Consider the following 12,787-nt stretch of genomic DNA (forward strand, 5'->3'; position numbering starts at 1 on the left):
GGCCAAGAGCATCGGCGGTATGCGCCAGGTGATGGTGCGCGGCTTGAAGAAGGTCGATCAGATGTTCGTGCTGACGATGACCGCGTACAACCTCGTGCGCATGCGCACCTTGGGACAACTCCGTGCGTAGCAGCCGCAGTGAACCAAAAATGCGCAAGAGAACGTCATCAACAGGTCCGAAAACCGAAATTAACCGGTCCATATTTCAAACTATGAGAAATCCCCCGCCGAAAATTCTGATCAAGCTCATGGTTCAGTAAAGTCGGCCTGTATTTCCGCAGCCTGTTAAGCCAGTTCTGTTTCACTGCATATCAAACTCCTATTCCCAGTTCAAGCTTGCTGGCGGGTCAGGTTAAGCGATCAATATATCGCTTTCCACACAGGTCGTGCCGTATCGCGACAATCACGCTTTGCTGGTCGGTACACGTGCAGTCAAGGAATCCGCGTACCAGCGAGGTGGATGTCGAGCCATCCAACGACGTGTTTGTGCTGACCGTCAAGCGGGTGCCAGATGGTTTGCCGGTCGGTACAGTCGTTGATCCTGACGATGGGCCGGAAATCTCGGATAGTTAGGAAAACCTATTTATAGATCCGTGGCGGGCTTGGTGGGGGGCGGCGCCAGCTGTGAAGACGAGACGCTCGCTATCTCTTGTGGCGCTTTGAAACGGAGTTCTATGGCCACGCGGCTACCGATCAACCGGACGCAAGAATGCTGCAAACAAGTCTTCACGGTCTGATGTTCACGCGACAAGGGACGATCGGGTGTAATAGCGGAATGGCCGCACCTGGCAGGACTGAGACTGTCTTGGCCGGCGGCACACGTTCCACATCGAATCTTCAACGTCAAACACCCCCTTTCATGGCATCACGGATCCGCAACGGCGCTACACTAAAAAGGAAGCCGCACGCCGGAGAAAGCCATGACAGACTTTGACCCTGATACCACCTTTCGGTGGTTACCTCACCCCGGAGCAAAGCGCGATGCTTAAAGACATGCTGCAACCCCCAGGTGACGACAACGACGAATTCGACGCCTCGGTAGACGAGACGAAAGCGGCCGCCGAGCGCGCAATGGGTTCCGTTGAAGAAGAGATGGATCCCACCGAGGCGAGCGAGGAGTGGAACGCGATGGAGTCGGAAATTATGAAAGGGCCGAAGCGGTAAGGCTAGTGGGGCCGATTGCGAAGTTTCTCTCATCGCTGCTGCGTGCGCTTTCTACGCTTGAGCGCCAGTCTCGGCCCATCGACACACGGGGCCGCGATATTTCCATCGGACACACGAGGGGCTGAAGATGCGACTGATCGAACCGGATGAACACAAGGAGTTTCTTGCGACCTTGGAGCGCATTGGTCTGGCAAGAGATGATTTCAGTCTTCAGGAAACGGATACGACGGATCCCAAAGGCGACGAGAATTTCGGTCTGCAGGGCTATGTCGTCATTACCAGACTATCGACGCGGGTGACGAAGGAATACAGAATCGGCGACGAAGGCGACTGGCTAGAGCATTTCAGGAAAGATCTCAAAGCGGGCGCTTTCGATCTGGAATGAAATTCCGCATGCCATTGGAGCGAAGGTGACAAATTGCTGCCTGAGCTTGCGCGCTCTCGGTTTGGACTTTGTCCGGTGCCTGCGCTTCAATTGAATGGCCGTAACTTTTGCTACCGCGACACGTGAATGCGTTGGCCGCGCTGGGCGAAGGACAAATTCGCTGCCTCGGGGCGGCGATCCTGCTCGCCAAGGCTCACAGCGTACGCACGCCGCTCATCATTTTCGACGACGCGATCAACGCGATCGACCACGACAACCGCAGCGGCAACCGCCAACTGGGCGGCGCGTTAGCGTCATGCAGTAGTCATCCACTTTCCCCGCAAGTCTTATCACTTCGGTCTTGTCCGTCTAACGAAAAACCAGTCTGAGTCTTACTAATTCCGTTTCCCAACACGACTTACGAGGCCCGCCAGACCGACGCTGTGTTGGGGTCAATGTTCGAGTCAAACAACACATAATAAAAAAGGCCTTACGAACGAATGCTCGTAAGGCCTTGATTTTACTGGTCGGGGCGAGAGGATTTGAACCTCCGACCACCTGCACCCCATGCAGGTACGCTACCAGGCTGCGCTACGCCCCGAAAGACGCAAAGTATATCAGACAGTCTTGGATTTTAGAACCTGCGGGCTCATTTTTGAACCCAAAGCCCGTCAGTTTCACTCATCGATGGAGCAAATGGCGTTCATTCCGCCATCGTGGCAGATGCCGGAAACGGCCCTGCGGCTTAGGCCGATCGAGGCAGACCCGCACGACCGCCAACCTCAATACCGCAACTCCGACTGCGTGTACTCTGACGTTTGAATAACCACCGACGGTTCCGCACGCCGCTCTCGCAGCCGGAATCTCACCGCCATCAACGCAGCAACGCAGCAACGGCACAGGGAATCGCATACGCCATTGCATGTTTGCCAAAGGCCGACAGCGACGATAAATCGATGTAACGCTCTCGATCCGCGGTCGTCGCGGAAGCGAAAACAAAAGTCAGCGTGAAATCCAGCACCATCGCCAGAACGCAGAAGCCGATGAATATCAGCTCGCCGTTCCAGGCCGGTGCGCGGCGTCCGGCGTTCAGTGTTGCAGATCAACAGGGCCGCTGCCAGCAGGAGAAAATTGAGGATCAACGGAAACCAGGGGAAATTCATCACACGCCGCTTGGCAGTCTTGGTAGTGGAAGGAAAGAGCCTTCGGTCGTCATTTCCAGGGAATTGAACGAGCGAATCGGCGCGATCTTCACACGAGCGGTTACGTGATTTGAATACGATTTATCCTGGTTTTCGAGGCGATCGCGAGGAGCCGCGGGAGCGGGCGGGCGCATTGACGCGTGGCATGGAAGCGTCGACGGAATCATCGGCGGCGAGTGCTTCCGAGACAAAATCGATGAACGTACGCACCTTCGTCGTCATGTATTTGCGGCTCGTGTAGACGGCATAGACGCGCGGCGCGAACGTCGTGTACTCGGGGAAAAGATGCGTCAGTACACCCGACGCCAGTTCTTGCGCGACGATCCATTCAGGGAGGTAGGCAAGGCCAAGTCCGGCGCGCACAAGCTGTAGCGACATGGAGCTGTCGTTGGTCTTGAGCACGGCGTTGTTCTTCACCACGAAAACCCCATCGGGACCGGAAAACTCAACCGTGTCCACACTGGTGTAAGTTGGCAGCACGATTTCACGACGTTCGCTGAGTTCGCTGGGATGCCGCGGATAACCCCGCTGCTTCAAATAGTCCGGCGAACCCACGAGCACGAACGGCACGTTGCAGAGTGGCCGCACGATCATCGTAGGCGAGGGTTCCGAGGTTGCGCGCAACGCCATGTCGTAGCCTTCCTCCACCAGATCGACGAAGCGGTTTTCCAGCCTCAGATCGATCAGCACGTCCGGGTAACGCGCGCGGTACGCAACCAGGATATCGGCGAATTTCGCGGTCGCGAACCAGCCCGGCGCGGTGATCTTCAACACACCTCGCGGCTGATCGGTCTGCGATCCGACCGCGGCTTCCGCGGCTTGCAGGATATCCAGCGCTTCCCGGCACTGCTCGTAATAAACGCTGCCGGCTTCCGTCAGGCTCAGATGGCGCGTGGTCCGGTTCAACAGGCGCACGCCGAGTTGCCGTTCGAGATTCGCGACGTGTTTGCTGGTCATCGCCGTGGAAATATCGAGCCGCTCGGCAGCTTTTACAAAACTGCCTGCTTCTACAACATCGCGGAACACTCGCAAGCTGGTTAACGCATCCATGACTCGGCATCCATGACACTTTCCCAACAGGAAACAAAGCGCTCAGTTTAGCGGCGTTTGTCGTCACGACGCGATTGCTCGGGACGCTTTGGCCACTCGTCGAGTTCATCGTTGAAAAGCGATGCGACCACGCCGCGCAGCCACATCGTGCGCGGATCGTTGTGAAATTTCCGGTGCCAGTGCTGCTTCAGATCGAAGTGCGGCAAGGGCAGCGGCGGTTCAGCCAGCGTGATGGACGCGTGTTCAGCCACATAGGCGTAGCCGATGGCATGCGGCACGGTCGCGATCAGGTCGGTACGAGAAAGGATGAACGGCAAGCTCATGAAATGCGGCGTCTCGAGCACGGCGCGGCGATGGATGCGTTTTTTATCGAGGTAATTTTCCAGGACCTCTTGGCTTCGTCCCTCCGCGCGCACGACCGCGTGGCCGCATTCCACGTATTGCGCGAGCGTCAGCGGGCCGCGTGAGCACGGATGATCGCGCCGCATCAGGCAAATGAAGCGATGCGAAAAGAGCCGCTGCTGGAAGAAATTGTTGCCGGCGAGATCGGGGAAATAACCGACGGCCAGATCGATGTCGCCGCTTTCCAGGCCGCGTTCGACCTGATCGTGTTTCAACGATACCGACCGCAGATTCGCCCGTGGTGCGACGCTGGCAAGCGTCTGCAACAAGCGCGGCAAGAACACGATTTCACCGACATCCGAGAGCGCGATGGCGAAAGTGTCGGTAGTGACGGCGGGATCGAAATGCTGGGTATCGAGCAACCCGCGCTCGATCCGGTTCAGCGCCTCACGAGCCACCGGCACGAGCGCGAGGGCGCGCGGCGTCGGCTCCATGCCGCGCGACGTCCGCACGAACAACGGATCGTTGAAATACTCGCGCAAGCGGCCGAGCGCCGTACTGACACGCGGCTGGCTCACGCCCAGCCGCTCGGCCGCGCGGCTCACGTTGCGCGTCTCCTCGATCGCGACCAGATACGGGATCAGGTTCAGATCGAGGTCGTGCAGCGCTAGTTCACCGGGTTTCATCGCCATGATTTGATCGGCCTCCGCCTGGCCTAGCCACGTCTCGCGACCATTTCGGAGACGCGCTGGGCCGCCTCCAGCAGCGGTTCGAGGAACACTTTCACCATCTGCTTCGCGTTCTTGCGCTGCGCGTTGCCGCTGATGTTCAGCGCCGCGATCACGCGTCCCTGACGGTCGCGGATGGGCGCGGACATCGAAATGAGGCCTTCCTCCAGTTCCTGGTCGACGATGGCCCAGCCTTGCTTGCGCACCACGGCGAGCGCGGCTTTCAGCGCGGGTTTATCGGTGATCGTACGCGGCGTGCGGGCTTCCAGCGCACTGGCGTCAAGCACGGCGTCGAGTTTGTCGTCGTCGAGGGCGGCGAGCAGTACCCGTCCCAGCGACGTGCAAAACGCCGGCAGACGGCTGCCGATAGACAGGTTGATCGTGATGATCTTGTGCGTAGGCACGCGCAGCACGTACACGATTTCCGTGCCGTCCAGCACGGCGGCCGAACAACTCTCGTGCACCTGGCCAACAAGCTCTTCCATGACCGGTTCGGCGAGATTCCAGAACGGCATCGACGTCAGATAGGCAAAACCGAGGTCGAGGATTTTTGCCGTGAGCGTGAAATAGCGGCCGTCTGCATCGACATAACCGAGCGCCTGGAGCGTCAGCAAAATGCGGCGCGCGCCGGCGCGAGTCAACCCGGACGCAGCAGCGACTTCCGACAAGGTCTGCGCCGGGCGCGTAGCATCGAAGGAGCGAATCACCGACAAACCGCGCGCGAACGATTGCACATAAGCATCGCCCGGCCGGGAGGATGGCTCCGGGTCCGGCAATTGGGCTTCGGCAGAAGAGGTGGTCATCGTGGTTTCGTCCTGTGAATCGGATAAATCGCGGGTAAATCGCGGGTAAATCGCGGACAAATCGGTACAAACCCGAGGTTCATTGACAACGCAACGAATGCGGGAATACCATGACGCTTGTTCGTTAAACGAATCTATGTTCGCACAGCGAACTTAAAGATGCAAGCAATGCCGGTCGAAATCAGGTCACCCGGCGCGCTTCGGTTCAGTTGCAATGCGGCTTCGATGCATTCAGCATTCGTCAAAGGAAGAGACGGCATGATCAACAAGATTTTCGACTCGCTGAGTTCAGCGGTGAAGGACGTTCAGGACGGCGCGACCGTGATGATCGGGGGATTCGGCACGGCGGGCATGCCGTCTGAACTGATCGATGCACTGATCGAACAGGGTGCGCGCGAGCTCACGATCGTGAACAACAATGCGGGCAACGGCGAGACCGGTCTGGCGGCGCTGCTGAAAGCGAAACGCGTGCGCAAGATCATCTGCTCGTTTCCGCGCCAGAGCGATTCGCAAGTGTTTGACGGGTTGTACCGCGCGGGCGAACTCGAACTCGAGCTCGTGCCGCAAGGCAATCTCGCCGAGCGCATTCGCGCGGCGGGCGCGGGCATCGGCGGATTTTTCACGCCCACGGCGTATGGCACGAAGCTGGCGGAAGGCAAGGAGACGCGTCTTATCGATGGCCGGCATTACGTGCTCGAAGCGCCGCTGCATGCGGACTTCGCGCTGATCAAGGCGTTCAAGGGCGACCGCTGGGGCAACCTCGTGTATCGCAAGACGGCGCGCAACTTCGGACCGATCATGGCGATGGCAGCGAAGACGGCCATCGTGCAGGTCTCGCAGGTGGTGCCGCTCGGCGCGCTGGATCCGGAAGACATCGTGACGCCGGGCATCTTCGTGCAGCGCGTGATCGAAGTGCCGCAAGCGGTGCACGCGGCAGAGCTGGTGGCAGCGAAAGCGGCTTAAACAGAGCTGCTTTTGTGCAAGCAGCGCATGCGGCGATTCTGAGGCTAGCTTCTTAGGCTCGCTTCTTAGCCCAAGCCGCAACAACGAATGCATCAAGCAAGGACATCGACATGAAAAAACTGACTCGTGACGAAATGGCGCAACGCGTCGCCCGTGACATTCAGGAAGGCGCGTACGTGAATCTGGGCATCGGCGTGCCGACGCTCGTTGCCAACCATCTCGCAGCCGATCGCGAAATCTTCCTGCATAGCGAAAACGGTCTGCTCGGCATGGGCCCGGCGCCGGAGAAAGGCGCGGAAGACGACGAACTGATCAATGCCGGAAAACAGCACGTCACGCTGCTCACAGGCGGCGCCTATTTCCACCACGCCGATTCGTTCGCGATGATGCGCGGCGGCCACCTCGACATCTGCGTGCTCGGCGCGTTCCAGGTGTCGGCCAAGGGCGATCTCGCGAACTGGCACACGGGCGCGCCCGACGCCATCCCCGCTGTCGGCGGCGCGATGGACCTGGCAATCGGCGCGAAGAAGGTCTACGTGATGATGGAACTGCTCACCAAGCAAGGCGAAAGCAAGCTGGTGGCCGAATGTTCGTATCCGGTGACGGGCGTGAATTGCGTGAATCGCGTGTACACGGATCATGGTGTGTTCGACGTGACGCCGAATGGCTTCGTGGTGCGGGAAATTATCGAAGGTCTGTCGTTCGACGAACTTCAGAAACTGGCGCAAGTGCCGCTGACGTTTGAACCGCTCGAAGCGGCTTCGACGCTCGAAGCGTAATCAGGGAGTAGTCAAGGAGATGGGCATGAAAGAAGCTTTCATTTGCGACGCGATTCGCACGCCAGTCGGCCGTTACGGCGGCGCGTTGTCCTCAGTACGGGCCGACGACCTCGGCGCCGTGCCGCTGCGCGCGTTGATCGAACGCAATAAGGACGTGGACTGGAACGCCGTCGATGACCTGATCTTCGGTTGCGCGAACCAGGCGGGCGAAGACAATCGCAACGTTGCGCGCATGTCGGCGCTGTTGGCCGGTTTGCCGGACAGCGTGCCGGGCTCGACGATCAACCGCTTGTGCGGATCGGGCATGGACGCAATCGGTGTGGCCGCGCGGGCGATCAAGTCGGGTGAAGCGGCGCTGATGATCGCGGGTGGCGTGGAAAGCATGAGCCGCGCGCCGTTTGTGCAAGGTAAAGCGACGACGGCGTTTTCGCGTCAGGCAGAGATCTTCGATACGACCATCGGCTGGCGTTTCGTGAATCCGCTGATGAAGAAAATGTACGGCGTGGATTCGATGCCGGAAACGGGCGAAAACGTCGCGACCGATTACAAGGTGAGCCGCGAAGATCAGGACGCGTTCGCTGTGCGCAGCCAGCAGAAAGCGGCACGCGCGCAGAAGGACGGAACGCTTGCGCAAGAGACCGTGCCGGTTTCCATCGCGCAGAAAAAGGGCGATCCGGTGCTGGTCTCGCAGGATGAACATCCGCGCGAAACGAGCATGGAAGCGCTCGCGAAACTGAAGGGCGTGGTGCGTCCGGAGGGCACGGTGACGGCGGGCAATGCATCGGGCGTGAACGATGGTGCCGCGGCCTTGCTCCTCGCCGATGAAGACAGCGCGAAGCGTTTTGGTCTCGTGCCGCGCGCTCGCGTGTTGGGCATTGCGACCGCTGGCGTGCCGCCGCGCGTGATGGGTATCGGCCCGGCGCCGGCATCGCAGAAACTGATGAAGCGGCTGGGCATGACCATCGATCAGTTCGATGTAATCGAGCTGAACGAAGCGTTCGCATCGCAAGGCTTGGCCGTGCTGCGCCTGCTCGGCATTGCCGACGACGATCCTCGCGTCAATCCGAACGGCGGCGCGATCGCGCTCGGCCATCCGCTCGGCATGAGCGGCGCGCGCCTGGTCACGACCGCGACGTATCAGTTGCATCGGACCGGCGGACGCTTTGCGCTGTGCACGATGTGTATCGGCGTGGGGCAGGGTATTGCGATCGCCATCGAGCGTGTGTGATGTCTGAGCCGACATTTTCGGCGGCGGGACGGCTGACGGATCTGCTCTGCGGCACGCGTGAGATGAACACCGTGTGGTCCGCGCGCCAGACCGTTCAGTCGATGCTGGATGTCGAGGCGGCGCTCGCGCGGGCATCGGCGCTTCATGGCGTGATTCCGGTGGCCGCGGTCGACGCGATCGTGGTTGCGTGCAACGCTGATTTCATCGATGCCGACGCGTTGATGGCCGGCGCCGCATCCGGCGGCAATCTCGCGATTCCGCTGGTGAAGCAACTGACCGCCGCGGTCAAACTTAAAGACGCCGATGCCGCTAAATTCGTGCATTGGGGTGCGACGAGTCAGGACATCATCGATACCGGCACGGTTTTGCAACTGCGCGCGACGTTCGATTTATTGGAAGCCGGATTGAACGAGGCTTCCGACGCGTTGGCGCTTCAGGCGCAGAAATATCGTGGAACGCCGGCGATCGGCCGGACCTGGCTCCAGCAGGCTTTGCCGATCACGCTTGGCCTTAAATTCGCTCAGTGGCTGGATGCGTTGATGCGGCATCGCGAGCGTCTGGCTCAATGCCGGGCGCGCGTGCTTGCGCTGCAGTTCGGCGGCGCGGCGGGCACCTTGGCCAGTTTGCGGGACAAAGCGCCTTTGGTCGCTCAGGCTTTAGCCGACGAGCTCAGCTTGAACCTTCCTTCACTTCCGTGGCATACCCAACGCGACCGCATCGCGGAAGCAGCGGCGTGCTTCGGTATGCTCATCGGCACGCTTGGGAAGATAGCCCGAGATATCTCGCTGCAGATGCAAACGGAAATCGGCGAACTGGCCGAACCGGCTGCAGCAGGCAAGGGCGGATCGTCGACGATGCCGCACAAGCGCAATCCCGTCGGCTGCGCCGCTGTTCTCACCGCCGCGATGCGCGCGCCGAACCTGGTCGCGACCGTATTCGGCGGCCTGGTCCAGGAGCATGAACGCGCGCTTGGCGGCTGGCAGGCTGAATGGGAAGCGCTGCCCGATCTTGCTCGCCTGACGGGCGGTGCGCTCGCACAGATCACGGCGATCGTGTCGAATATCGAAGTGAACACCGAACGGCTCGCCGCCAATCTCGATCTCACTCACGGACTGATTCTCGGCGAAGCCGTGATGCTTGCGCTCGGTGACCGTATTGGCAGGCTCGACGCGCATACGCTTGTGGAGCATGCATCAAAGCAAGCCGTGGCGACCGGCGCGACCCTTTACGACGTGCTCTCGAACGACGAGCGTGTCACCCAGCACCTGTCTCTTGTTCAACTGCAAGCGTTGCTCGACCCGGCGAACTACGCCGGTCAGGCGCACGCTTTCGTCGATGCGGCGTTGCTTTTGCATCGATTCCCTTCATCCAGGAGTCTTCCGTAATGCCTTTTGCCGCCGTCAACGGTATTCAACTCTTCTATCGCGTCGACGTCACTGCCGGCAGCGACGCGCCCTGGCTCGTGCTGTCGAATTCGCTCGGCGCCGACGTGTCGATGTGGACACCGCAAGTGGAAACGCTCGCAACGAAGTATCGCGTGCTGCGTTATGACACGCGCGGCCACGGCCGTTCGGACTCACCCAAGGGTCCGTACACGCTCGATCAGCTCGCAGGCGACGTGATCGGTTTGCTCGACACGCTCAACATCAAGCGTGTGCACTATTGCGGCCTCTCGATGGGCGGCCTGACCGGCATCGCACTCGCGGCACGGCACCCCGAGCGCTTTGAACGCGTGGTGCTCTCGAACACGGCGGCGCTGATTGGCTCGGACGCGATCTGGACGCCTCGTGCGGCCAAGGCCCGTGAAGAAGGCGGCATGCCCGCATTGGTCGACGCCGTCCTGTCGCGCTGGTTCACGCCCGGCTTCACGGCGGCGCAGCCGCTTATGCTGTCGGGTATTCGCGACGTGTTCCGCCACACATCGGGCGAAGGTTACGCGTCGAATTGCGAGGCCATTCGCGACGCCGATGCGCGCGAAGAAGCCAGGACGATCAAGGCGCCGGTGCTCGTCATTTCGGGCACGCACGACCAGTCCACGACCGCTGCACAAGGGCGCGAGCTGGCCGGATACATTGCGGGCTCGCGCTATGTCGAACTCGATGCCGCGCACTTGTCGAACATCGAGCAAGCCGATGTTTACACTAAAACGCTGCTCGATTTCCTGGGAGCCTGACATGACCGAAGACGAACGTTACGAAGCAGGCCTGAGCGTACGTCGTGCAGTGCTCGGCGATGCGCATGTCACGCGCTCGCTTGAAAATCGTACTGATCTCACGACCGAATTCCAGAACCTGATCACGCGCTATGCATGGGGCGACATCTGGACGCGTCCCGGCCTGCCGCGCCATACGCGCAGCCTCCTGACCATTTCGATGATGGTCGCGCTCAACCGCAGCGAAGAACTCGCGCTGCATCTGCGGGCGGCGAAAAACAACGGCGTCACGCGTGACGAAATCAAGGAAGTGCTGATGCAGACGGCGATTTATTGCGGTGTCCCGGCAGCGAATTCGGCGTTCCATCTGGCGCAAAAAATCTTCGACGAAGACGATCGCGCGGTTGAGTGATTGTTTTGAGCGTCAAAAAATAACAGGCGGAGACAAAGATGGCGGCGTTGTTCACAACGCCGCCATCTTTTCAATTGAGGCCGCCGGTTTTAATTTTTTGCGCGTTTCTTGTCTGCACGCGCACAAGACGTTTTAGCTCACTCAGGATACACGGCCCCTCGATAGCCGGAAACCTTCTTGCGTCATCTCAGTGAAAAATGCACAAATAGTGCGTAGTAGAAGCTCGAGATCTCTATCGAATGGTCTATCTCCCGTCGTTTTAAGAGTTTTCTGATCGGGGAAATTTATCTTGACCTGTCACAGTGGCACACGAGCGTGCTACCGGCTTTCTGCCTGACAGGAACCACATTGATGACCGTCTGCTAGCCGCTGAAGCAATTCGGCGGCTGTGCGCGTTCCTGCGCACGCTCAAGTCGTCGGCCCGGATTGATCGACCGTCCAGGCCGATGCCAATGATTCCGAGGGCGCGTCCGCGTGTCTCAAGACCTGAGTGAGCAAAAGCAATGAACAAGACGCAGCGCGTGGTATCGAAGAAGCAGAATGAAGTGTCCGTTGGTCTGCGTGCGACCGGCTCGCACGATCTTTTGAAGGTCGCGGGCTCCATTCGGCGAACACGCGTGGGCGCCGCGGTATTCGTCGCGCTTGCGCCCGTCTCCTTGGTGGCCGTGTCGCAGGCATCGAGCGCCGCGCTCGTGGACAATCTTGCGAACGCATCGAATGAACGCGCGCAGGTTTATTCGTCGCAAGTACGCGAGGCGTTAAGCGCGGTTGCGCCGCGCGCCGCGGGGTCCGGCAGCGATGGCGCACGCCAGTTCGCGACGGTTGCCTGACGCGCGGCCGCTGAAATTGCGCAAACGTACGGCGGTTTCCACCATGAGGTCGCTGCTGCTCACGCGTGACGAGGGCAGGCCATTTGCATTGGGTAAGGCCGCGCTCGCGCCTTGTCGATATCGATCGAACCATGTGCCGAGCAGTGCTGCGAGATCGGGCATGGCGGGGCCGTCCCAGCTGACGGCATAAACCTGTCCCGATGACGCCACGTACTGGCGCACGCGAATCTGGTTGGCATCGGTTGATTCCTGCTAGCGCACCGCGCTGTTAGCGGCCTGGTGCAGCACGGCAGCCGATGCATCCGCTGTGTCCAATGAACTCGATGAACCCATTGCAGCAATCGCGACAGTGGCTCCAAGTTGTGCGTATGCCGATCCGCTTGCTGCAATCACCAGCGAGGCAGCGGTTGCCCGAAGAGGGATGAGAGACTTGACGTGAGGCATGGCGTTACTCCGTTCTCCTGGCCGTTCTTGTTGTCGAGAACTAATTTTAGGATCGCGATGCGTTCAAAAAACGAGTTAGGAATTGTCTTGCAGGGTCTTTAAAAATCTCAGCATAAATAGTTAAAAGTGCTTATTAAACAACGTGTTGGTTGTGAAAATGAGACTAGGACAAAGCAAGAATGAATGTCATAAATTGTCTCTTGCGTGGTCAGTAAAACGAGTTATGAGATTGAAAAGAGATTTCGGGGAGTAAGAAAAGCGAGCAGGACAGGGCGTAGAAACGGATGCGCGAAAGTGTGCAGAAAGATCCCGGTTGGCAGAACCCG

The 12,787-nt window shown here is 59.6% G+C and carries 15 protein-coding genes, 1 tRNA gene and 2 pseudogenes; 12 read left to right on the forward strand and 6 right to left on the reverse strand.

Annotated elements, in window-relative coordinates; all coding sequences use genetic code 11:
• The 4 genes and pseudogenes from M0D69_RS12945 to M0D69_RS12960 form a co-directional block, all read left to right on the forward strand.
• A pseudogene (locus M0D69_RS12945) lies at positions 1–130 on the forward strand (IS5/IS1182 family transposase); the annotation flags it as partial.
• A gap of 851 nt (positions 131–981) precedes the next feature.
• Positions 982–1,164, forward strand: coding sequence for a hypothetical protein (locus M0D69_RS12950; protein ID WP_301782396.1), 183 nt, complete (start codon positions 982–984; stop codon positions 1,162–1,164).
• A gap of 127 nt (positions 1,165–1,291) precedes the next feature.
• Entirely contained in the window at positions 1,292–1,549 is a 258-nt protein-coding gene (locus M0D69_RS12955) for a transcriptional regulator (RefSeq protein WP_301782397.1), read from the forward strand.
• Between the two features lie 131 nt (positions 1,550–1,680).
• Entirely contained in the window at positions 1,681–1,917 is a 237-nt protein-coding gene (locus M0D69_RS12960) for a hypothetical protein (protein WP_301782398.1), read from the forward strand.
• A gap of 135 nt (positions 1,918–2,052) precedes the next feature.
• Here the strand turns inward: M0D69_RS12960 and M0D69_RS12965 are convergent.
• Positions 2,053–2,129, reverse strand: a tRNA-Pro gene (locus M0D69_RS12965).
• Between the two features lie 406 nt (positions 2,130–2,535).
• On the opposite strand from M0D69_RS12965, the gene M0D69_RS12970 reads away from it, so the two are divergent.
• Positions 2,536–2,799: a hypothetical protein gene (locus M0D69_RS12970; RefSeq protein ID WP_301782399.1), complete on the forward strand. Its 264-nt coding sequence runs from the start codon at positions 2,536–2,538 to the stop codon at positions 2,797–2,799.
• Positions 2,800–2,811: 12 nt separating this feature from the next.
• Here M0D69_RS12970 and M0D69_RS12975 read toward each other — a convergent pair whose 3' ends face one another.
• The 3 genes from M0D69_RS12975 to M0D69_RS12985 are packed head-to-tail and all read right to left on the reverse strand — an operon-like array spanning position 2,812 to position 5,653.
• A complete protein-coding gene (locus M0D69_RS12975; protein WP_301782400.1) occupies positions 2,812–3,780 on the reverse strand; it encodes a LysR family transcriptional regulator in 969 nt (322 codons plus the stop codon).
• 47 nt (positions 3,781–3,827) lie between these two features.
• On the reverse strand, positions 3,828–4,808 hold the full coding sequence (locus M0D69_RS12980; RefSeq protein WP_301782495.1) for a LysR family transcriptional regulator: 981 nt from the start codon (positions 4,806–4,808) through the stop codon (positions 3,828–3,830).
• 29 nt (positions 4,809–4,837) lie between these two features.
• The gene (locus tag M0D69_RS12985; protein WP_301782401.1) at positions 4,838–5,653 is read right to left on the reverse strand and encodes an IclR family transcriptional regulator; all 816 of its coding nucleotides are present in this window, start codon (positions 5,651–5,653) and stop codon (positions 4,838–4,840) included.
• Between the two features lie 258 nt (positions 5,654–5,911).
• Here M0D69_RS12985 and M0D69_RS12990 point away from each other — a divergent pair, with 258 nt between their 5' ends.
• The 7 genes from M0D69_RS12990 (at position 5,912) to M0D69_RS13020 (ending at position 12,017) form a co-directional block, all read left to right on the forward strand.
• Entirely contained in the window at positions 5,912–6,616 is a 705-nt protein-coding gene (locus M0D69_RS12990; protein WP_301782402.1) for a 3-oxoacid CoA-transferase subunit A, read from the forward strand.
• Between the two features lie 110 nt (positions 6,617–6,726).
• On the forward strand, positions 6,727–7,395 hold the full coding sequence (locus M0D69_RS12995) for a 3-oxoacid CoA-transferase subunit B (protein WP_301782403.1): 669 nt from the start codon (positions 6,727–6,729) through the stop codon (positions 7,393–7,395).
• A 25-nt stretch (positions 7,396–7,420) separates the two neighbouring features.
• A complete protein-coding gene (gene pcaF / locus M0D69_RS13000; RefSeq protein WP_301782404.1) occupies positions 7,421–8,623 on the forward strand; it encodes a 3-oxoadipyl-CoA thiolase in 1,203 nt (400 codons plus the stop codon).
• Entirely contained in the window at positions 8,623–10,008 is a 1,386-nt protein-coding gene (locus tag M0D69_RS13005; RefSeq protein ID WP_301782405.1) for a 3-carboxy-cis,cis-muconate cycloisomerase, read from the forward strand. Before pcaF ends, M0D69_RS13005 begins: the two co-directional genes overlap by 1 nt.
• The gene (pcaD, locus tag M0D69_RS13010; RefSeq protein ID WP_301782406.1) at positions 10,008–10,796 is read left to right on the forward strand and encodes a 3-oxoadipate enol-lactonase; all 789 of its coding nucleotides are present in this window, start codon (positions 10,008–10,010) and stop codon (positions 10,794–10,796) included. Before M0D69_RS13005 ends, pcaD begins: the two co-directional genes overlap by 1 nt.
• A gap of 1 nt (position 10,797) precedes the next feature.
• Entirely contained in the window at positions 10,798–11,187 is a 390-nt protein-coding gene (gene pcaC / locus M0D69_RS13015) for a 4-carboxymuconolactone decarboxylase (RefSeq protein WP_301782407.1), read from the forward strand.
• Between the two features lie 503 nt (positions 11,188–11,690).
• Positions 11,691–12,017, forward strand: coding sequence for a hypothetical protein (locus M0D69_RS13020; protein ID WP_301782408.1), 327 nt, complete (start codon positions 11,691–11,693; stop codon positions 12,015–12,017).
• On the opposite strand, the pseudogene M0D69_RS13025 reads toward M0D69_RS13020, so the two are convergent.
• Both M0D69_RS13025 and M0D69_RS13030 read right to left on the reverse strand, forming a co-directional pair.
• Positions 11,946–12,257 (reverse strand): annotated as a pseudogene (locus M0D69_RS13025) (DUF2844 domain-containing protein); the annotation flags it as partial. The gene M0D69_RS13020 and the pseudogene M0D69_RS13025 overlap by 72 nt on opposite strands.
• A gap of 12 nt (positions 12,258–12,269) precedes the next feature.
• Positions 12,270–12,461 (reverse strand): hypothetical protein, encoded by a 192-nt coding sequence (locus M0D69_RS13030; RefSeq protein WP_301782409.1) that lies wholly within the window; start codon positions 12,459–12,461, stop codon positions 12,270–12,272.
• Between the last annotated feature and the right edge of the window lie 326 nt (positions 12,462–12,787).

The sequence above is a fragment of the Caballeronia sp. SEWSISQ10-4 2 genome, from assembly GCF_030464885.1.
Classification (GTDB): domain Bacteria; phylum Pseudomonadota; class Gammaproteobacteria; order Burkholderiales; family Burkholderiaceae; genus Caballeronia.